Genomic DNA, 21,021 nt, shown 5'->3' on the forward strand with positions numbered 1-21,021 from the left:
ATGCTGTCAAAGGCAATTAGCCGGCACGTCCCGGACCGCGGCCTCAAGACCCTCGGGACAATCCCTTCCGGGCAGCACACTCCAAGGTTTCGACCGCCTCGGGAGACTGCTCGCCATGCTCCCCTCTCTCCCGGTTCGCGTTGTCCTCAACGGACTCGGATGGCGTTTCCTTTAGTTGTCCTTCGGCCATGAGAGCCTTGTTCGTTTCATCAATCTCTGTCTTTAGATTGTCGGCTGTTTGGGCGGGATGTATGGGGTTGCGTCAATGCGGCTGGTTGCTTAAGCGAGGGCCCTTCGGCCGGTCGACGAGGCGGTGGGTCAGGGAATTGTCGACGAGTTTGGCGACTGGTGAAGAGTTTGCTTTGAGAAGTCGGGCGGGCCCTTGCCTTCTCGAGTAAAATCTTCAAGATACAGTAATCGGCGATTCGCCGAGTTTGCTCTCTCCAAAGGACCCCGAGGATCGCATTTTCCGTGTCCGCTTCATCCGTCCGTGACCTTTCGCGCCAGTGGATCGATCACCTGGCCCCTTATCGTCGGCATCGCAACGACGAACACCTCGAAGCGCTCGTTGAGGACGCCCTCCGTTACACAGGATTCCACCTCGAACACGACCTCTCCGACTCGGAATACTGGGCGAAGGCCCCGCTCGCCCGGCGCGTGGCCGTCCTGCTCTTCCTCGTCGATCGCGGGATTGTCCTGCGAGTGTCGGCGAATGGTCGCCGGACGTTCGAGCCCGTCGACTCGGCCGAGACCTGGGTCTCGAAGCAGGAAACGCTGGCCCCGTACCTGACGCCCACCCTCGAATTCATCGCCGCCCTGCGTCGAGAAGGCACCCGACGCTCGAGCCGCACGCACTCCTGAGGCCCTCCGCCTCGTCTGACCCGCAACTAGCGGCAGACCTGAGGCACCGTCAAGGGTGGATCGAGGATCCCGGTACGACTCCGACTCGCGATCGAGGCCGGCTTCACCAGGCTTGGCCTTTCGACGGAACCGGGATCCCAAAGTCTAAGTTCAGCGCCCGGCCAGCGTCCCGCACGCGGCCTGGATGTCCGCGCCTCCCGAGTAGCGGCGGACGACCGGTTGGCCGAGTGATCGGCTCAACCCGTCGCGGAATGTCGAAAGCTCCTCGGGCGTCGGGGGCAGGAAGCGACCCGACGGGTCCGTGACGTCGATCAGGTCGAAGCGTACCGGAGTGTCGCCGATCAGTTCGCCGATGGCCTGGGCGTCGTCTTCACCGACGTTCTCGCCTCGGATGCAGACATACGAGATCATGACTCGGTCTCGACGAGCGAGCGCGTGTCGACGCGCGGCCGCGATCAGGTCGGCAACCGGGGTCCGAGCGGCGATCGGGACGAGCCTCGCGCGTTTCGCGTCGGTGGCCGCCCCGAGGCTGATCGACAGTCGGAAATGGTGGCTCTCGGCCGTGAACCGGTCGATCTCCGGGACGAGGCCAACCGTGCTGATCGTGATCGCCTTGGCGGAGACAGCCCCGCCATATGAGCAGCGCAAGAGTCCTGCCGCAGTCAGCACTCGGTCGTAGTTCAGGAACGGCTCGCCCATCCCCATGAAGACGACGCCCGTGACGCGCCCCCCTTGCGCGCGGGCCAGGTCGCTCGCCTGGACCCATTGGTCGATGATTTCCCAGGTCGCCAGGTTACGCCGGGAGGTCATCCGCGCGGTCGCGCAGAAGACGCAGCCCATGACGCATCCCACCTGTGACGAGAGGCAGACGCTGTAAGCCCCCGGCTTCTTGAGGGGGATCAGGACGGTTTCGACCGCCAGGTCGTCGTGGGTCCGAAACCGCAGCTTTCGGAAGCCGTCGCGGGGTGAGACCACTTCGGCGTCGAGTTCAAGCCTCGGGAGCGGCCCGATGGCGTCGCTCAAGCGTCGAGGCACCTGGAAGTTTCGCCCCCAGACGTCGGGGTCGTGGACCCCTCGGCCCATGATCGCCGAGAGGAGGCGTCGCGAGGCGAGTTCGTTCGCCCCGAGCCGGGCGGCTTCGGTGGCAAAAACCTCGGGAGTTACGTCGCGGGGGTCGAGCACGCGGTCATCTCGTGAAAAAGCGCAAAATTTTGGTCGACGATTCCTCGAATTCCCTTAAAGTACCGAGCTAGGTGGGTTATCGACTACCCGTCAGACTCGTCGAAGAGCCTTTCGGCCGAGTCGTATCGGGTCAGTTCGTCGGGAGTCGGGGCGATCGTGACGAATGTTCCGAGAACGATCCGCACCGACCCAACCTTTCCGGAAGTTCGTTCGTAAGAAAGGAAACCCGAAGCCAACCCCAGACGGGGAGGGCTTCATCCGGTGAGCTCGGTTTCCAACCCAAACACAACGACTTTCAGGAGTTGAATCAGAAATGAAGCGCAACTTTGTCGCCTGGTCGGCGTTGGCCATCTCGACCGCCGCACTGGTCAGCTCTCGAGGAGTTACGCGGCAAGTTCCCGCGGCCCCCGGGATTCCTGTGGAAAGCCAGCGGACCGCTCGATCGCTCTCCGATGCCTTCGTCACCGTCGCCGACTTCGCCCGTCCCTCGGTCGTCCAGATCTCCGTCCAGCGCAAGCCCTCGGGGAACATGTCACGCACGCCCGGCCAAGGGGGCCGAAATCCTTTCCCGGGTCCGAACGGTCCCGGCGGTATGAACCAGAAGGACCTCAATGACCTGCTCCAGGAAATGATGAAGCGGTTCAACGCCCCCGAATTCGCGCCCGAACACGAGCAGTTCGGCGGTGGCCCGGCCGCGGGGACCGGCTCCGGATTCGTCTATGACGACCACGGCCACATCCTCACGAACAACCACGTCGTGAGCAACGCCGGCAAGATCATCGTCACCTTCCACGACGGCGTCGAAGCGTCGGCCACCGTCGTCGGCACCGACCCCAAGTCGGACGTCGCGGTCATCAAGGTCGATAACACCAGCTATCGTCCGCTTCCCAAGGGCCTAAGTAATAAGCTCCGCGTCGGCGAGCTCGTCATGGCCGTCGGTTCTCCGTTCGGCCTGAGCCAGTCGGTCACGATGGGGATCATTTCCGCGACCGAGCGGAACAACCTGGGCATCAATTCGACGGTCGACTCCTATGAGTCGTTCATCCAGACCGACGCCCCGATCAACCCGGGCAACTCGGGCGGTCCGCTCGTCGACATGGACGGACACGTCATCGGGATCAACTCGGCGATCATGACCGGGGCCCGAGGCATGGGCGCCAGCGGTGGTAACGACGGCGTCGGCTTCGCCATCCCCATCGACCTCGCCTCGAACGTGGCCGACAAGCTCATCAAGGACGGGAAGATCAGCCGCGCCCGGATCGGCGTCGTGATCCAGCCGGTTTCCGCCGCGATCGCCAAGGCGCTCGGGCTCGACCCCAAGATCAAGGGGGCCCTGGTTAGCTCCGTTGTCCTCGAGAGCCCCGCGGAGAAGGCCGGCCTGAAGGCCGGCGACGTGATCGTCGAGTACAACGGGACCCCGGTCGTCAGCGTGCCGTCCTTCCGCCTGAATGTGGCCGCCAGCGACATCGGCAAGCCGGTCGGGCTGAAGTACTACCGGGCGGGCAAGGAGCGGTCCACCGAGGTCGTCCTCGCCTCGTCCGAGAAGGTCGTCTTCGACATCGAGAAGAACAACCAGGAGTCGGAGGAACCCGACCAGAAGCCCGAGCCCGCGAAGACCTCGGTGAAGGGCTTCGGCCTCGAGCTCCAACCCTTGACCGAGGACGTGGCCAAGGGAGCCGGTCTGACGAAGGAAACCAAGGGTCTCGTCGTGAGCTCGGTCGAGGAGGGGAGCCCCGCGGACGCGGCCGGCATCGCTCCCGGCATGGTGATCACCAAGGTGCTCGTCGACAAGGCGCCGACCGAGGTTTCGGATGTGAAAGCCTTCCAGGAACTGGCGGACAAGTCGGATGATCTGACGATCTACGTCCAGGGCCGGAATCTGCCCGGCAACTTCATCCCGCTCAGCAAGGCGAAGAAGAACTGACGTGACTTGAAGTGAGCTTCGTCCGTTCCGCACTTCGAAAGCAACGCGAGGGCCCGCTCGGGAAATCTCCCGAGCGGGCCCTCGGCGTTTATCGATCATCCGGACGGGCCCGGATCCGGGCTGTGCATCTTGGGAGTTTGGTCGAGGGAGTCGGCGGGGCGTCCTGGTGGCACGACTGAGTATCGACCGATCGGCCGTGAAGATTCGGAAAAATCCCCGCGACTCGAAGGGATTCAGGGGGACGCGCAAACTTGAATGAGGTCGGGATGCGTCTCGGGCACCTGTCCGTTATAGTGAGATGAGGCTCTCGTCCCTCTCCGTCTCCTTGCACGCAAGGCACCCCGACGTGCCGAGGTTGCCCCATCGAGGCGGTGCGGCCTCTCGGGAATCGCCCAAGGATCTTTGTTGCGATGATCGATCACACGACCAACCCCGACTCGGTCGAGCACTATGACATCGAGGTCGCGCCCCGAGTCCGCGGGCTTCCCCCATACCTGTTCGGGAAGATCAACGAGCTGAAGTATCGAAAGCGTCGGGACGGGATCGACGTCATCGACCTGGGGATGGGCAACCCAACCGACCCCCCCGAACAATCGGTGATCGACAAGCTCTGCGAGGCGGCCCAGGACACGAAGAATCACCGCTACAGCGTCGCGTCCGGGGTCTATAACCTGAGGCGCGAGGTGGCCGCCAAGTATCAGGCCCGCTTCGGCGTCACACTCGACCCCGATCAAGAAGTCGTCGCGACGATCGGCTCCAAGGAAGGCTTCAGCCACATGTGCCTGGCGCTCCTGGGACCGGGCGACACGGCCCTGGTCCCCGCGCCGAGCTTCCCGATCCACGTCCATGCCATCGCGCTCGCGTCGGCCAACGTCATCGCGCTCGACGTCCGCGACTCGGAAGCCTTCCTCGCGAACATCAAGCGGGTCTGCGAGAGCCTATTCCCAAGGCCCAAGATCCTCGTCCTTAATTACCCGCACAACCCGACCGCGACAGTCGTCGATCGCGCCTTTTACGAAGAGATCGTTGCGCTTGCCCGGAAATACCGCTTCTTCGTGATCCACGACTTCGCTTACGGCGACATCAGCTTCGACGACTACCAGGCCCCGAGCTTCCTCTCGGTTCCGGGGGCGAAGGAAGTCGGCTGCGAGTTCACGACAATGTCGAAGGGCTACAACATGGCCGGCTGGCGCGTCGGGTTCGCGACCGGCAACCCGATGATGCTCAACGCGCTCAAGGCGATCAAAGGCTACTACGACTACGGGATCTTCCAGGCGGTCCAGATCGCCTCGATCGTCGCACTCCGGCACGGCGAGGCGGGCCGGCTCGCCCAGGTCGCCGAGTACCAGATGCGTCGTGACGTCCTCGTCGACGGCCTCACTCGACTCGGCTGGAGCGTGGAGTCTCCCAAGGCGGGCATGTTCGTCTGGGCCCAAATCCCCGAGCCCTGGCGCTCCAAGATGGGCTCGATCGACTTCGCGATGAAGCTCCTCGAGGAAGCCGAGGTCGCCGTCAGCCCCGGCCGCGGCTTCGGCGAGACCGGCGAGGGCTTCCTCAGGCTCGCCCTGATCGAGAACGACCAGCGCCTCCGTCAGGCCGTCCGCCAGATCGGCCGTTGCCTGAAAATGGAAAAAGCCGTGAGTGAATGAGGAATCATTCACGGGCTCACGTGTTTGTTGCCCGTCATCCGCCGCCGGCGTTGATGACGGGCGGCCCGCTCGATTGCTCGCTCGAACGTCACAGGACCGCCAAAATATGGTGAGCTGCGCCCACTGCGAGCGTCCACTCGTCTGCGAAGATTGCGGGGGCCCGTATGTCCCGCCGAGCCAGGCCCACTACGAGGCGCTCTCCCGGTCCGACGTCCGGCTCTCCTGTCCTGCCTGTGGCGAGACTCTCGCCTGCCGATGGTGCAAGACGCCATACGACGGGGTCGCGGATGAGGCGGGGGACGATTCAGGATACTGATCGAAGTACCCTTGGGAGTCGGGGTGATCGCCGCCAGGCATGGGGCCGACCGGTCCCTCGGTTCAACCTCGACGAACTCGAAGCGTCGGCAGTAACGTACGGCTCACGGATTCGTTCGCAGGTGCCTCGCGTTCGCATCGGAGGCGAGCGGTATAGAGGCTGGCCCTCCGGGTCGCCTCAGGCGTTGGATCGATTCTGGGGATCGGCCTGTGGGGAGTTGTTCACGTTTCGCATCGGCGGATGGGGAGGCTCGATCCGTCCGAAGATCATGCGCCCCGCGCTGGTCTGGAGGACGCTCGTGACCGTCAGGCGGATCGTCTCGCCGAGGTGATAGCCGCCCTGTTCGGCGACGACCATGGTGCCGTCGTCGAGGTAGCCGATCCCCTGGCCGGGCTCTTCGCCCCGCTTCAGGAGCTTGACCGTCAGGGCTTCGCCTGGGAGGACGATTGGCTTCATCGCGTTCGCGAGGTCGTTGAGGTTGATGACGTCGACCCCCTGGAGCCTCGCGATCTTGTTGAGGTTGTAGTCGTTCGTCACGACCTTGCCGCCGAGGTGCTTGGCCAGGACGACGAGGCGTTGGTCGACCTCGCGGATTCCGTTGAGCTCGGGGATTTCGGCGTCGTGGATGGCGACCTCGACGCCCGTCGATTTCTGGAGCCGGTTCAGGATGTCCAGGCCGCGTCGGCCGCGGTTCCGGCGGAGCTTGTCCGAACTGTCGGCGATCCCTTGCAATTCCTGGAGCACGAACCTGGGCACGATCAACGGCTGGTCGATGACGTGGGTCTCGGCGACGTCGGCGATCCGTCCGTCGATCACGACCGAAGTGTCGAGGACGAGCGGGCGCGCCCCTTTGACTTCCTTAGAGAACTCGACGTAGGGGATGATGAACCGGAAGTCATGTTTCGTCTGCAAGAGTGTGCTGATGCAGATATAGCAGATGGAGATCATGATCAGGCCGTTGATCCCCTCGGCAACTTCGACGCGGAAGTAATTCCCCATTGTCGGCTCGAGCGCGTTCTGGACGAGACCGCTCAGGATCACCCCGACGATGATGCCGAAGTAGATCGCCGAGATGGTCTGGATGCGTTTCCTGGGCGTGAGGAGGTCGGCGAGCAGGATCGAGATTGCGATGACCATCGCGCCGAGGAAGACGAGCGAGGGGTTGGCAAGCTGGAGATTCCCGACGGATTTGGCGATCCGGACCCCCTGGGTGGCCATCACCAACACGAACATCGTCCGGATTATGATTAACAGCATCGCCGAGAGCCTTTCTTTCGGACGGGGCGGCTGAGGGGCAGGGGCATCGGTGGAGTGACCCGTCGAGTCAGTGTCCGACGGGCCGATCGAGCTCGGCCGACAACTCCTCGACGAACCTGTCATAGAATTCGAAGAGGCTCTCGACGATCACCTTGGTGTTCCCGAGCACCGTCATGAAGTTCGTGTCGCCGTCCCAGCGGGGGACAACGTGCCAGTGGAGGTGACCCGGGAGGCCGGCACCCGCGGACTTGCCCTGATTCAGCCCGATATTGTATCCCTGGGGCCGGAGCATCCGGTCGAGGACGGCGACCATCCGTCGCAACGTCTCGATCGGCTCTGTCAGATCCGACCCGTCGAGTTCGCCGAGCGTCCCACAATGTACGTTCGGGGCGACGAGGAGATGGCCGTTGTTGTAAGGGAAGCGATTCAGGACCACGACGGAGTGGGCACTACGCCAGACGAGCAGGTTCTCTCGGTCGTCGGAGCCGGCGAGGCCCCGACATAGAAAGCAACCGGGTTCCGCCTCACGCTCCCCGGAAGAGTCGCGGATGTACTGCGCTCTCCAGGGTGCCCACAACCGATCCATTCGAACCCTCCAACACGACCGAGCGAGTCGATCACGACCGAGCGAGTCGATCACGACCGAGCGAGTCGATTTCAGACCCACAAAACCCCCCCCGAACCCCCGCGTTTCCACGTGGGAATCTCCAGAGTGGGTTGCATCGACCTCGAGTCAATCGATGATACCATTCCCGGTAGGACTTGTCGCGACCCCACTTCAATTTCACGGGGGAGCGAGGCCTGGAGGTTCGCCTTAGATGGCGGGGGTTTCGGCCGAAACGGGCCGTTACTGGAGGAGTTGGCGTTCGCGGAGGGGGTAGGCGCGGGCCCAGGCACGGCCGGCGATCTGGTCGTTGGCGACGATGACGGGCCCTGACGACGTCAGGGTCGGCGAGTCCCCGGGGCTCGTCGGATTCACGAGGACGTAACCGGCCGGCACCCGGAAAGCCATCTGGGTCGGGGAATCCTCCGAGTGGCAAGGGGCTTTCAGCCATACCCGCTCCCCATCGATGCGGAGTTGATTCGCCGACCAGTCGACCTCCTGACCTTCGACGGCCACGATTTGACCCATCGGGCAACTCTTCCCCTGCGAACCGGGCCATCGTAGCCAGACCATGTCGCCGCGGCTCGGCGAGGAGTCGTGGTAGGCCCAGCAGTTGACATAGAACCCCGACGAACCTCCCCCCGCCTGCATCACCGGCCAAGCGAAGAAAGTGGCCACGCCGAGGAGTGGCGCGTAAATCCCGAGGGCGAGGCCTCCCGAGGCCGACGCCAGCGGCATCCAACGCCCGAAGCCCGGGAACGCGTTCTGGCGGAAGACATCGACCGCGGAGATGACGTGTGTGGTGAAGGCGAACACCAGGACGGCCGCCCCGGTCCGACTACCCCAAGTGAAGATCCCCATCGCCAGCGCCGCGACGAACGACCCGAACAGGACGGCCGCCCGTTCACGCTGGCGCCAGCTCCATTGCATGTAGCCAGGGATCAGGATCCTCAGGCCGGCAGGCGTCCCGACTCGTGGATCCATGACCGTTTGCGGCCCACGAGACCAGACTCCAAGACTCCCGGATCCCATCACGCGATACCCTTTCACTACGGTCTGCCCGAAAAATCCAGCGTGGCGACGAACGTCGTCGGTCCGGACTATATCCTTATGACTCTTGTCCGAGTCCTCAGCGGCGTCAACAAAAACCGGACAACTGCGGAGAATTGAGCGGTGTTGAGGGGCGAATTGGCCCGCGAAATTCACGCGAAATTTGAAATTTACGAAATGGATCGCGACGTCCCATGTTCGTATTTCTTCGTGATGCCCCGAATCCTAAGTCACTAATGGCTCACAGGGTAGGCCTTCCCACTATTGTTGGGTGCATGGCGAAACGGTCAAGATCCCGAGCGAGTCCGCCGTCGCATTCGTTGACCGCGCGGTAAGTACTTCGTCGCAACGGCTCGTTCATTCGGTCCGAGTTCAGCGTCACACGTGGATTTCACGAAAATTTCATCATTGGGTCATCTCGCGCATGATTTTTACGCGGTCCGGACTCCTCGGAGATGACAGGGCGGGTGGTTTGCCGATTCGGGAGGGGAAGGGCTGTGGTCCTCAACCGTTCAAAATGCGGTTAATTGTGAAGATGCGAACGAACCGGTATTGCCGACTGTCGTAGTATAAGGGAACAATCGGAGAGGGAACGGGCTTGACCGAGCCCGGAGGATTGGTAGCATATTGTTCCTTCGAACATAGACCTAGTTCGGACGCTTACCTTATCGACGCGCACCGTATGACCGAATGTCAGCAGGACGCCGGTCTGTCCTTACGGTGTGCTTCCCAAATGAGCCTTCGAATTTCGGCCGACCATTCAGCCCGCCTCTGGAACGACGGGCTGACCTAATCCCGACCGAACATCGAGATCGGTTGCCCCAAGCCCAAAGGGCGTTCCACCCTTTGAGACAAGACGTAGCCGCATTATGGAAAACCTTCGAAACGTCCGGAACATCGGGATCTCGGCCCACATCGACTCGGGGAAGACAACACTCACCGAACGAGTTTTGTTCTACGCCGGCCGGACCCACGTGATCAGGGAGGTCCGTGGCGAGGGTGCGGTGATGGACCACATGGAGCTGGAAAAGGAACGAGGGATCACGATCACCTCGGCCGCGACCACCGTCCATTGGCATGACAAGAAGGTCAACATCATCGACACGCCGGGCCACGTCGACTTCACCGTCGAGGTCGAGCGTTCGCTCCGCGTGCTCGACGGTGCCGTCCTCGTGCTCTGCGCCGTGGCGGGCGTCCAGTCGCAGTCGATCACCGTCGACCGCCAGATGAAGCGTTACGCGGTCCCCCGGCTCGCGTTCATCAACAAGATGGACCGCACCGGGTCGAACCCGGCGAACGTGATCTCGCAGCTCGAGAGCAAGCTCGGCCTCACGACCGTGCCGCTCCAGATCCCGATCGGCGCCGAGGCGAACTTCCAGGGCGTCGTCGACCTGATCAATCGCGAGGCCGTCTTCTTCGACGGCGACAAGGGTGAGAAGATTCGCCGCGAGCCGATCCCCGCGGATCTGAGCGAGGAAGCCGAACGTGCCCGTCAGGGGATGCTCGAAGCCCTCTCGTTGGTCTCCGACGAGATCATGGAGCTTCTGCTCGAGGAGCAAGAGGTCCCGCTCGAACTCATCCACAAGACGATCCGGGAAGGGACGATCGCCCAGCAGATCTGCCCGGTCTTGATCGGCTCGGCGTACAAGAACAAGGGCGTCCAGCTCCTGCTCGACGCCGTCAGCGAGTACTTGCCGAGCCCGCTCGACCGCGAGATCTTCGCCAAGGATAACAACGACGGGATGGTCGAGATCCCCCTCGCCCCCGACCCCGACGCGTCGCTCGTCGCGATGGGCTTCAAGCTCGTCGAGGAGCCGTTCGGGCAGGTCACGTACATGCGGATCTACCAGGGCACGCTCAAGAAGGGCGAGTTCTACTTCAACTCGCGCCAACGCAAGAAGGCGCGGATCAGCCGAATCCTCCGGGTTCACGCCGATCAGAAGGAAGACATCGACTCGGCCGGCGCCGGCGACATCGTCGCGGTGATGGGCCTCGAGTGCGCCACGGGAGACACGTACTGCGCGGAAGGGACGAACGTGTCCCTCGAGAGCATCTACGCGGCCGACCCGGTCATCGACCTGTCAATCTCGCCGACCAAGCGGGCCGACTACGATAAGCTCTCGAAGGCTTTGAACCGGTTCATGCGGGAAGACCCGACGTTCCGCGTTCACGTCGACCCCGAGACGAGCGAGACGATCATCTCCGGGATGGGCGAGCTGCACCTCGAGATCTATGTCGAGCGGATCCGCCGCGAGTACAAGGTCGAGTGCACCGTCGGCGCCCCGAAGGTGAGCTATCGCGAGTCCCCGACGAAGTCGACGCCCTTCGACTACAAGCACCGGAAGCAGACCGGCGGGTCGGGCCAATATGCCCACGTGAAAGGCGTGTTGGAGCCGCTGCCGCCGGAGGCCCCGGAGGTGTTCATCTTCGAGAACGAGGTGACCGGCGGACGCATCCCGAGCGAGTATATCCCCTCGGTCGAGAAGGGCTTCCGCGACTCGTTGCACAAGGGGCCCGTGGCCGGTTACGAGGTCATCGGGGTCAAGATGATCCTGCAGGACGGCTCGTACCACGACGTCGACTCCTCGGATATGGCGTTCCAGATCTGTGCGCGGGATTGCTTCCGCGAGACGTTCCGCAAGGCCCAGCCGGTCCTCCTCGAGCCGATCATGAAGGTCGAAGTCGAGACCCCGGTCGAGTTTCAGGGTCCGGTCACCGGCCAGGTGTCGTCCAAGCGGGGTGTCATCCTCGGCACCGAAAATCGTTCGGGCTTCGCGGTCATCTTGGCCGAGGTCCCCTTGTCGGAAATGTTCGGCTACTCGAACGACCTTCGGAGCATGACCCAAGGCAAGGGGAGCTTCAGCATGGAGTTCCTCAAGTACCAGAAGCTCCCCGCCAAGTTCCAGGAAGACATCGTCAAGAAGGCCCAGTTGGAGAAGGACAACGCCTGATCCCGACCGTGGCTCGCACCCTTGGGTGTGACGAATCTCTACACTCGCCCGGCCGTGATCGACACGGTCGGGCGATCCTGTTTCGAATGCGATTCGCCGGTTTCCGGAGTTGACGCTCGGGTGAAAGGCGCGGGATAACCGAAGGGGCTTCGCATCCAAGCCGGGCGGACGTGCGCCCGAGCACCGACCACGGACGGGACATCCCGTCGGCGACGAAAGCCGGCGTGGTCGGCAGGGGCGAGCTGGCGTCGTTCGATGGGCTTCGATCCTGCGGTGAACGCGTGATCGAATCTCGATAATCATGCGGTCGACCTGTCTCGATCGACGTCAACCTTTATGATCCCCAGGACCTCTCTAGCTCAACAACGGCCGGGAGCCCATGGACGAATCATCTCGAGAGACCAACGCGGACCCGACCCGGCACGACTCGGCCGGCGTGGCCGCCGAGTTCTGTGGGGCGATCGACGCCAAGTCGGCGCGTGTGGGGGTGATCGGCCTCGGCTACGTCGGGCTCCCGCTCGTCGAGCTCTTCGCCAACAAAGGCTTCCCCGTCCTCGGCTTCGACATCGACGGGTTCAAGGTCGAGCAACTCCAGGCGGGACGGAGTTACATCGGCCACATCAGCAGCGAGCGGATCAAAACGCTTCGGGACGGCGGACGATTCGAGGCGACGACCGACTTCGCCCGACTTTCCGAAGTCCAGGCGATCCTGATTTGCGTCCCGACCCCGCTCGGCGGTCATCGCGAGCCGGATCTCAGGGCCGTCGTTTCCACCGGCCGGTCGATCGGCGCCCACCTCCGACGCGGGCAGCTCGTCGTCCTCGAGAGCACAACCTATCCGGGGACCACGCGTGACGTCCTCCGTCCCGAGTTGGAAGCGAGCGGCTTGAAAGCGGGCGCGGACTTCTTCCTCGCCTACAGCCCCGAGCGCGAGGACCCCGGCAACCCGAAGTTCTCGGCCAGCAACATCCCCAAGGTCGTCGGCGGCTGGGACTCGACGAGCGGTGCGCTCGCCGAGGCGCTCTACGGTGCGGTCGTCCCTCGGGTCGTCCGCGTCTCGACTTGCGAGGTGGCCGAGGCCTGCAAGATCCTCGAGAACACCTATCGGGCCGTGAACATCGCGCTCGTCAACGAGCTCAAGGTCGTCTTCGAGCGGATGGGGATCGACGTCTGGGAGGTGATCGACGCCGCCAAGACGAAACCCTTCGGATTCCAGGCGTTCTACCCGGGGCCAGGGTTGGGAGGACACTGCATCCCCATCGACCCCTTCTATCTCACGTGGGTCGCCCATACCTATGGCCTCCACACCCGCTTCATCGAGCTCGCGGGCGAGATCAACACGGCGATGCCGCACTATGTCATCGATCGTGTGAGCGCGGCGCTGAATGACCGGGGGAAGGCCATGAAGGGGAGCAAGATCCTCGTCCTCGGGGCCGCGTACAAGCCGAACATCGACGACTGTCGCGAGAGCCCGGCGGTCGAGCTGATGGAGCTATGCCAGGACCGAGGGGCCGTCGTCTCCTATAGCGACCCCCACGTCCCGGTCCTCCCCCCGATGCGTGGCTACACGATCCGAATGGAGAGCGTGCCGCTGTCGGCCGAGCTGCTGTCGGCCCAGGACTGCGTCCTCGTGGCGACCGACCATGCCCTCTTCGACTGGGATCTCATCACGCGGCATGCACCTTTGTTGATCGACACACGCGGGGCGACCCGAGGCCTCGGGCGGGACCCGGGACCCAACGTCGTCCATGCCTGAGATGATCCCTTCGAACTCCAGCAGACCCATTGCCTAGAGGATCTTGCGGAATGCGCGTCTTGATCACCGGTGGTGCGGGCTTCATCGGCTCCCATCTCGCCGACGCCTACCTGGCGCGGGGCGATGTAGTCTTCGTGCTCGACGACCTCTCGACCGGCAGCATCAAGAACATCAGCCACCTCCGCGCGCATCCGAATTTCCACTACACGGTCGAGAGCGTCCACCACCACCCGATCGTGGCCGAGCTCGTCGACCAGTGCGACGTGATCTTCCACCTCGCCGCCGCCGTCGGCGTCAAGCTCATCGTCGAGAGTCCCGTCCGGACGATCGAGACGAACGTGCATGGCACCGAAGTCGTGCTGGCGCAGGCGAACAAGAAGAAGAAGAAGGTGCTCATCGCTTCAACTTCCGAGGTCTATGGCCTGAGCAACCAGGTCCCGTTCCGCGAGGACGGCAACCTCGTGATGGGTGCGACGACGAAAGGACGCTGGAGTTACGCCTGCTCCAAGGCGATCGACGAGTTCCTGGCCCTCGCGTACTGGCGCGAGAAGAAGCTGCCGACGGTCGTCGTCCGCCTCTTCAACACCGTCGGGCCGAGGCAGACCGGCCAGTACGGGATGGTGATCCCGTCCTTCGTGACCCAGGCGCTCGCCGGCAGGCCGCTCACCGTGTACGGAGACGGCAAGCAGACGCGTTGCTTTGCCCACGTCCTCGACGTGGTCAACGCGTTGATCCGGCTGATGGATCGGCCCGAGGCGGTCGGCCAGGTCTACAACATCGGGTCGAGCGAAGAAGTCTCCATCATGGAGGTCGCCGAGCAGATCAAGGACCTCACGGGTTCGGCCTCGGAGATCGTCCGGGTCCCGTACTCGGAAGCCTATGAGGAAGGCTTCGAGGACATGCCACGCCGGGTCCCCGACACCTCGAAGCTTTTCGACTTGATCGGCTTCCGCCCGGAGCGTCGTCTTTCGGAGATCATCGAGAGCGTGATCGCGTATTCCCGGGAAGCCTGATTTCGTCCTCGGGGCTGGTCGAGCGGGGCAAGAGTGCCCCGCCTACCGGACCGACTCTCTCCCCCGGACCCCGCGGCTTTCGACCCTCCCCCCGGTAGGTGGGGCACTCCTGCCCCGCGATCTCGACTCGGTTCGAGCAGCGAGGACGGGGCAGGGGCCTCGGATCCGGGCTTCATGTGTCGGCGAGTTCCGTGGTATTTTGAGGCCGCGGACCTGACCCCGGAATTCAAAGGATGAGCGCGGGGGGCCTCGAGATGACCGAAAACCCGTCGCCCGAGGGCTCGGTCGACATCAGCGTGGTCGTCCCGCTCTATGACGAGCAGGAAGGCCTCGCCGAGCTCCATCGCCGGCTGACCGCGGTGCTCGGCCCGAGGACGGCTTCCTACGAGATCGTCTACGTGGACGACGGTAGTCGGGACAATACACCCCACCGTCTGGTCGAGATCCAAGACGAGGACTCGAACGTCTCCGCGCTCTTCCTGAGTCGAAACTTCGGGCATCAGGCGGCGGTGACCGCCGGACTCGACCACGCTCGAGGGCGTGTCGTCGTCGTCATGGACGGCGACCTCCAGGATCCTCCGGAGCTGATCCCTCGGATGGTCGGTCTCTGGCGCGAGGGGAACGAGGTTGTCTACGCGGTGCGTCGACGCCGACGGGAAGGGCCGCTCAAGAGACTCGGGTACCATGCCTTCTATCGAGTCCTCCGGGCGTTGAGCGACATCGACATTCCGGTCGACTCGGGCGACTTCTGCCTGATGGACCGGAAGGTCGTCGAGGCCCTCAAGGCGTTGCCGGAACGCCGGCGCTTCGTCCGGGGGTTGCGATCGTTCGTGGGCTTCCGCCAGGTCGGCATCCCGTATGACCGCCCCGCCCGAGGGGCCGGGACCTCGAAGTACCCGCTCCGGGCCCTCGTCGGCCTCGCGATGGACGGCCTCGTCAGCTTCAGCGGCCGGCCCCTCCGACTGGTGACCTGCCTGGGGATCGCCTCGGCGACCTTGGCCGCCGTGCTCCTCGTCTGGGTCTTCCTCGACGCGTTCCGCCACCACTCCGCGCCCCGAGGATGGGCGAGCACGATCGTCGTGGTGCTCTTCATGGGCTCGGTCCAACTGATCAGCCTGGGGATCATCGGGGAATATATCCGCCTGATCTTCCTCGAGACGAAAGGGCGACCCCCTTACCTCGTCCGAGAATACCGACCCGCATCGGCGCGGACCCTCTCCCGGGTCCACAGCCCCACGCTCCGCGGCCCACATCGCCCCTCCCGAGCGAATCGGACGTCGCGCGCTCCTGGATTTCCGACCGGCCCGGCATGATTCGGACTCCGAATGTGAACGTTTGACGAGGGGTATCGCTCGCGCCTTGACGGCGGGCGAACGGCCCGATAATCTTTGTCCTTTCATAAGCTTACGAACGATTGCGGCCGACCGCGCGAACTTCAGACGCGTCCGCGACGGTCGCCGAGGGACCGATTGACGCGCCCCAGGGAGTTTGTTCCACCGATGGCCGATTCGCAGAAGTATGTCTATTCGTTCGGCGGGGGCAAGGCCGACGGCAAGGCGGACATGAAGTCCCTGCTCGGTGGCAAGGGGGCTAACCTTGCTGAGATGAGCGTCATTGGCATCCCCGTTCCCCCCGGCTTCACGATCACGACCGAAGTCTGCGCCGAGTACTACGAGAAGGGCAAGTCGCTCCCCGAGGCCGTCAAGCCGCAGGTCCAGGCGGCGATCCAGCAGATGGAGTCGATGATCGGCTCCAAGCTCGGCGACCCGGCCGACCCCTTGCTCGTGAGCGTCCGCTCGGGTGCCGCGCTCTCCATGCCCGGCATGATGAACACGATCCTCAACCTCGGCCTGTCGGACGTGGCCGTCGAGGGTCTCGCCAAGAAGACCGGCAACGCCCGGTTCGCCTACGACGGCTACCGACGCCTCATCGACATGTTCGGCTCCGTCGTGATGGGCGTCGACCACGAGCACTTCGAGCACGAGCTCTCCTCGCTCAAGGCCGAGAAGAAGGTCGAGCTCGACACCGACCTTACCGGTGACGACCTCAAGGTCCTCGTCACGCGCTACAAGGCCGTCTACAAGAAATACACGAACAGCGACTTCCCCCAGAATCCCCTCGACCAGCTCTGGGCGGCGATCATGGCCGTCTTCAATAGCTGGGAAGGCAAGAAGGCCATCGAGTACCGCCGCATCGAGCGGATCACCGGCCTGAAGGGGACCGCCGTCAACGTCCAGGCCATGGTCTTCGGGAACATGGGCGAGAACTCGGGCACGGGCGTCGCCTTCACCCGGGACCCGAACAACGGCGAGAACCTCTTCTACGGCGACTACCTCATCAACGCCCAGGGCGAAGACGTGGTCGCCGGCATCCGGACCCCCGAGCCGATGAGCCGGCTCGACTCCGAAATGCCCGAGGTCTACGCGCAGCTCATGGGCATCCGTGAGAAGCTCGAGTCCCACTACAAAGAGATGCAGGACATCGAGTTTACGGTCCAGGAAGGCAAGCTCTACATGCTGCAGACCCGGACCGGCAAGCGCACCGGGAGCGCCGCCGTCCGGATCGCGGTCGAGATGGTCAAGGAAGGGCTGATCGACGAGAAGACCGCCATCCAGCGGGTCAGCCCCGAGAGCCTCAACCACCTCCTCCTGCCGCAGCTCGACCCGAAGTCGAAGGTCGCCTCGATCGCGCAGGGGATCGCCGCCAGCCCGGGCGCCGCGTCGGGCAAGGTCATCCTCTCGGCCGAGGCCGCGGTGAAGTTCGCCGAGGAGAATCCCAAAGAGCCGATCATGCTCGTCCGCAAGGAGACGAGCCCCGAGGACGTCGCCGGGATGAACCTGGCCAAGGGCATCCTCACCGCCACCGGCGGCAAGGCGAGCCACGCGGCCGTCGTCGCCCGAGGCTGGGGCAAACCCTGCGTGGTCGGCTGTAGCGCCCTCCAGATCGACGAGAAGGCCGGGACGATCACCATCGCCGGCAAGGTCGTCAAGGTCGGCGAGTTCCTCACGATCAACGGCACCACCGGCGACGTCATGATCGGCAAGGCCGACACGGTCGACCCCGAGGTCACCGGCGACTTCGCCGTCCTGATGGGCTGGGCCGACAAGGCCCGGACCCTCAAGGTCCGCACCAACGCCGACACGCCGAAGGACGCCAAGAAGGCCCGCGACTTCGGCGCCGAAGGGATCGGCCTCTGCCGGACCGAGCACATGTTCTTCGAAGGCCAGCGCATCGTCGACATGAGGAAGATGATCCTCGCCGACGACCTCGCCGGCCGACAGGCGGCCCTCGCCTCGCTCGAGCCCTACCAGCGGGAAGACTTCGTCGGCCTCTTCGAGGCGATGGCCGGTCTCCCGGTGACCATCCGCCTCCTCGACCCGCCGCTCCACGAGTTCTTGCCGCACGATGAGGCCGGCCAGGCCGAAGTCGCCAAGCAGCTCGGCGTCCCGATCGAGAAGGTCAAGCGACGAGTTGAGCAGCTCCACGAATCGAACCCGATGCTCGGCCTCCGCGGCTGCCGCCTCGCCATCCTCTACCCTGAGATCGGCGACATGCAGGTCCGCGCGATCATCGAGGCCGCGATCGAGGTCAAGAAGAAGGGCATCGAGGTCCTGCCCGAGATCATGATCCCGCTCGTCGGGCTGATCGAGGAGCTGAGCTTCCTCAAGAAGCGCTCCATTGTCGTTGCCGAAGAGGCGATGAAGAAGGCCGGAGTCAAGGTCGACTACCTGATCGGTACGATGATCGAGGTCCCCCGCGCCGCCCTGACCGCCGACCAGATCGCCGAGGAAGCCGAGTTCTTCTCGTTCGGCACCAACGACCTGACCCAGATGACCTTCGGGTTCAGCCGCGACGACATCACCTCGTTCGTCCCGACCTACATGGACCAGAAGATCCTCAAGGTCGACCCGTTCCAGTCGCTCGACACGACCGGCGTCGGCCAGCTCGTCGAGATGGGCGTCCAGAAGGGACGTGCGGCCCGAAAGGCCAAGGGTGAGCACCTGAAGGTGGGCATCTGCGGCGAGCACGGCGGCGACCCCGATAGCGTGGCCTTCTGCCACAAGGTCGGGCTCGACTACGTCTCCTGCTCCCCGTTCCGGGTTCCCATCGCCCGCCTCGCCGCCGCCCAGGCGGCGCTGGCCGACGGGAAGACGATCAGCCGCGATCGCTAATCGTTCCCGATCCGGGAACTTCGAACCTCGCGGGGCCGTCCAAAGGATCACCTTGGGCGGCCCCGCCGCATTTCGAAAGCAAGTCGGGACGACGTCGACCCTCGTCCTTTCAGCACGCGCAGCCCTGGTTCGCCGAAGCCTCGCATCCGCGTTATCCCTTGCCTGATTTCGCAACCGGTTGCTTGCCGGTGCCCCATCGCTGTGGTAACGTTAACTTTATCGATTCTGTCATCCCCATCATCGCGGCCTGTTACGTGTCCGTCGAATTCGGTCGTCCTCGCGTTCCTTTGCAGGCGGATCGGACGTTTCCCCACACCGTTTCCCTCGTAACAGCCGACCAGCGATCGAGGTTTCGACTCCCAGGGTGCCGTCATTCGACGGCCTCCGCGCTCGCGCCTCCACATTCGGTCGGCGAATTCCTTCGGAGTCGCATCTCCCATGGCGAAGCAGAGCCGAGATTGGACGGAGATCCTGGTCAGGCGGGGACTGCTCGGCCCGGATCAAGTGAAGGAAGCCCAGCGGATGGGGACCCTCCCCGTCGAGGACGCGCTCGTCAAGCTGGGATATGCCGCGATCGACGACATCGTCAAAGCCAAGGCCGAGCAGCACGGCTTGGCCTTCGTCGAGCTCCGCGAGATCGAAATCCCTCCCTCCGTCATCGAGCTCGTGCCGGAGTCGCTCGCGCGCGAGAACATCGTGATGCCCCTCTCCTCGGAGGCGGGGACGATTCGCGTGATCATGCACGACCCGAATTCGTTCGACACGATCGACAAACTCAGGTTCGTCCTCAACCGGGAGATCGAGGTCTCGCTCGCCCCCAAAGAGGCGATCGTCGAGGCCATCAACAAGTACTACGGCGGCACCTCCTCCGAGACCGAGTCGGTCGACTCGATGCTCCAGGAATTCACCGACACCGCGATCGACTTCGCCGAAGACGCCGGCGGCACCCGCACCGGGAGCGGCGCGAACACGTTGGAAGAGGGTGACGCCCCGGTCATCAAGCTCGTCCACCTGGTCATCCAGGAAGCCGTCAACATGAGGGCTTCGGATATTCACATCGAGCCGTTCGCCGACCGCGTCCGGATCCGCTACCGGATCGACGGCGTCTGCGTCGAACGCGACTCCCCGCCCAGACGCCTCCTCGGGTCGATCGTCAGCCGTATCAAGATCATGGGGTTCATGGACATCGCCGAGAAGCGACGTCCCCAGGACGGCCGGATCAAGATCTTCGTCGCCGGCAAGGACATCGACCTCCGCGTCAGCATCCTTCCCACGAGCCACGGCCAGTCGGTCGTCATGCGAATCCTCGACCGAGACAACATCAAGGTCGGCCTCCGCGACCTCGGGTTCGGCGAGGAAGACTGGAAACGCTTCTCGTCGATGATCAAGCGGCCGAACGGGATTCTCCTCGTGACCGGCCCGACCGGGTCCGGCAAAACGACCACCCTCTACGCCGCGCTCAACGAGCTGAACCGGCCGGACGTCAAGATCATCACCGCCGAAGACCCCGTCGAGTACTACCTCCCCGGAGTCAACCAGTGCGAGGTCCGGGCCAAGATCGGGATGACCTTTGCGCGAATCATCCGGGCCATGCTCCGACAGAATCCGAACATCCTCCTCGTCGGCGAAATTCGCGACGAAGAGACCGCAAACACCGCGATCCAGGCATCACTGACAGGACACTTGGTTTTTAGTACGCTACACACGAACGATGCACCGAGCGCCGTAACGAGACTGGTCGATATTGGCGTCCAGCCGTTCCTCGTGGCCAGCTCGGTCATGGCGATCATGGCCCAACGCCTGGTGCGCAAAGTCTGTCCCAAATGCCGACAGCGGGTCGAGCCTCCGGCCCACCTGATCCAGGCCATCGGCCTCCGTCCCGAGATCGTGAAGAAGGCGAACTTCATGAAGGGGAAGGGCTGCTCGCACTGCAACAAGACGGGCTATCGCGGCCGCATGGGCATCTACGAACTGTTGACCATGACGACCCAGATTCGAGAAATGACGTTCAAGGGCGAGCCCACCCAGGTTATCCGTAAGATGGCCAGGAAACAGGGGATGCGTACGCTTTTCGAGGACGGGATGATCAAGGCGCTCAAGGGCCTGACGACCCTCGAGGAGATCTTGCGGATCACCAAACAGGACGGCGGCGGCGAATCGTCGCACTGAGGCGGGCCGGACGCCGATTGCCGAGTTAACCTTAGAGAGAACCTCGGATCGGTCCGACCGATCCGAGGTGACGCGACCCTCGGGCGAGGCGTCCTCGAGACCCAAACCGAGGGTCGG

The 21,021-nt window shown here is 63.8% G+C and carries 14 protein-coding genes; 10 read left to right on the plus strand and 4 right to left on the minus strand.

All coding sequences use genetic code 11. The features are described from left to right. Positions 1 to 471: 471 nt before the first annotated feature. Positions 472 to 861, plus strand: coding sequence for a hypothetical protein (locus ACYOEI_RS23515; protein WP_462852068.1), 390 nt, complete (start codon positions 472 to 474; stop codon positions 859 to 861). A 150-nt stretch (positions 862 to 1,011) separates the two neighbouring features. On the opposite strand, the gene rlmN is transcribed toward ACYOEI_RS23515, so the two are convergent. Next, positions 1,012 to 2,043: a 23S rRNA (adenine(2503)-C(2))-methyltransferase RlmN gene (rlmN, locus tag ACYOEI_RS23520; protein ID WP_462852069.1), complete on the minus strand. Its 1,032-nt coding sequence runs from the start codon at positions 2,041 to 2,043 to the stop codon at positions 1,012 to 1,014. 313 nt (positions 2,044 to 2,356) lie between these two features. Here rlmN and ACYOEI_RS23525 point away from each other — a divergent pair, with 313 nt between their 5' ends. The 3 genes from ACYOEI_RS23525 to ACYOEI_RS23535 all read left to right on the plus strand — a co-directional run bounded on the left by ACYOEI_RS23525 (position 2,357) and on the right by ACYOEI_RS23535 (position 5,932). Continuing rightward, positions 2,357 to 3,967: a trypsin-like peptidase domain-containing protein gene (locus ACYOEI_RS23525; RefSeq protein WP_462852070.1), complete on the plus strand. Its 1,611-nt coding sequence runs from the start codon at positions 2,357 to 2,359 to the stop codon at positions 3,965 to 3,967. A gap of 410 nt (positions 3,968 to 4,377) precedes the next feature. Further along, on the plus strand, positions 4,378 to 5,616 hold the full coding sequence (locus tag ACYOEI_RS23530) for an aminotransferase class I/II-fold pyridoxal phosphate-dependent enzyme (RefSeq protein WP_462852071.1): 1,239 nt from the start codon (positions 4,378 to 4,380) through the stop codon (positions 5,614 to 5,616). Positions 5,617 to 5,722: 106 nt separating this feature from the next. Further along, on the plus strand, positions 5,723 to 5,932 hold the full coding sequence (locus ACYOEI_RS23535) for a hypothetical protein (RefSeq protein WP_462852072.1): 210 nt from the start codon (positions 5,723 to 5,725) through the stop codon (positions 5,930 to 5,932). Positions 5,933 to 6,109: 177 nt separating this feature from the next. On the opposite strand, the gene ACYOEI_RS23540 is transcribed toward ACYOEI_RS23535, so the two are convergent. The 3 genes from ACYOEI_RS23540 to ACYOEI_RS23550 all read right to left on the minus strand — a co-directional run bounded on the left by ACYOEI_RS23540 (position 6,110) and on the right by ACYOEI_RS23550 (position 8,777). Beyond that, positions 6,110 to 7,189, minus strand: coding sequence for a PIN/TRAM domain-containing protein (locus ACYOEI_RS23540; protein ID WP_462852073.1), 1,080 nt, complete (start codon positions 7,187 to 7,189; stop codon positions 6,110 to 6,112). A gap of 67 nt (positions 7,190 to 7,256) precedes the next feature. Beyond that, complete coding sequence (locus tag ACYOEI_RS23545; RefSeq protein ID WP_462852074.1) at positions 7,257 to 7,775, minus strand: HIT family protein; 519 nt, start codon at positions 7,773 to 7,775, stop codon at positions 7,257 to 7,259. 261 nt (positions 7,776 to 8,036) lie between these two features. After that, on the minus strand, positions 8,037 to 8,777 hold the full coding sequence (locus tag ACYOEI_RS23550) for a S26 family signal peptidase (protein ID WP_462852075.1): 741 nt from the start codon (positions 8,775 to 8,777) through the stop codon (positions 8,037 to 8,039). A gap of 935 nt (positions 8,778 to 9,712) precedes the next feature. Here ACYOEI_RS23550 and fusA point away from each other — a divergent pair. The 6 genes from fusA (at position 9,713) to ACYOEI_RS23580 (ending at position 20,904) form a co-directional block, all read left to right on the plus strand. Continuing rightward, the gene (gene fusA / locus ACYOEI_RS23555) at positions 9,713 to 11,794 is read left to right on the plus strand and encodes an elongation factor G (RefSeq protein WP_462852076.1); all 2,082 of its coding nucleotides are present in this window, start codon (positions 9,713 to 9,715) and stop codon (positions 11,792 to 11,794) included. A 379-nt stretch (positions 11,795 to 12,173) separates the two neighbouring features. Next, positions 12,174 to 13,550, plus strand: coding sequence for a nucleotide sugar dehydrogenase (locus tag ACYOEI_RS23560; RefSeq protein ID WP_462852077.1), 1,377 nt, complete (start codon positions 12,174 to 12,176; stop codon positions 13,548 to 13,550). Positions 13,551 to 13,600: 50 nt separating this feature from the next. Next, positions 13,601 to 14,563 carry a GDP-mannose 4,6-dehydratase gene (locus ACYOEI_RS23565; RefSeq protein WP_462852078.1) on the plus strand — a complete coding sequence of 321 codons (963 nt, stop codon included), beginning with the start codon at positions 13,601 to 13,603 and terminating at the stop codon, positions 14,561 to 14,563. A gap of 233 nt (positions 14,564 to 14,796) precedes the next feature. Further along, complete coding sequence (locus ACYOEI_RS23570) at positions 14,797 to 15,876, plus strand: glycosyltransferase family 2 protein (RefSeq protein ID WP_462852079.1); 1,080 nt, start codon at positions 14,797 to 14,799, stop codon at positions 15,874 to 15,876. Between the two features lie 186 nt (positions 15,877 to 16,062). After that, the gene (gene ppdK / locus ACYOEI_RS23575) at positions 16,063 to 18,735 is read left to right on the plus strand and encodes a pyruvate, phosphate dikinase (protein WP_462852080.1); all 2,673 of its coding nucleotides are present in this window, start codon (positions 16,063 to 16,065) and stop codon (positions 18,733 to 18,735) included. Between the two features lie 438 nt (positions 18,736 to 19,173). Then, complete coding sequence (locus tag ACYOEI_RS23580) at positions 19,174 to 20,904, plus strand: GspE/PulE family protein (protein ID WP_462852081.1); 1,731 nt, start codon at positions 19,174 to 19,176, stop codon at positions 20,902 to 20,904. The last annotated feature ends 117 nt before the right edge of the window (positions 20,905 to 21,021 follow it).

This window comes from Singulisphaera rosea, from assembly GCF_054877945.1.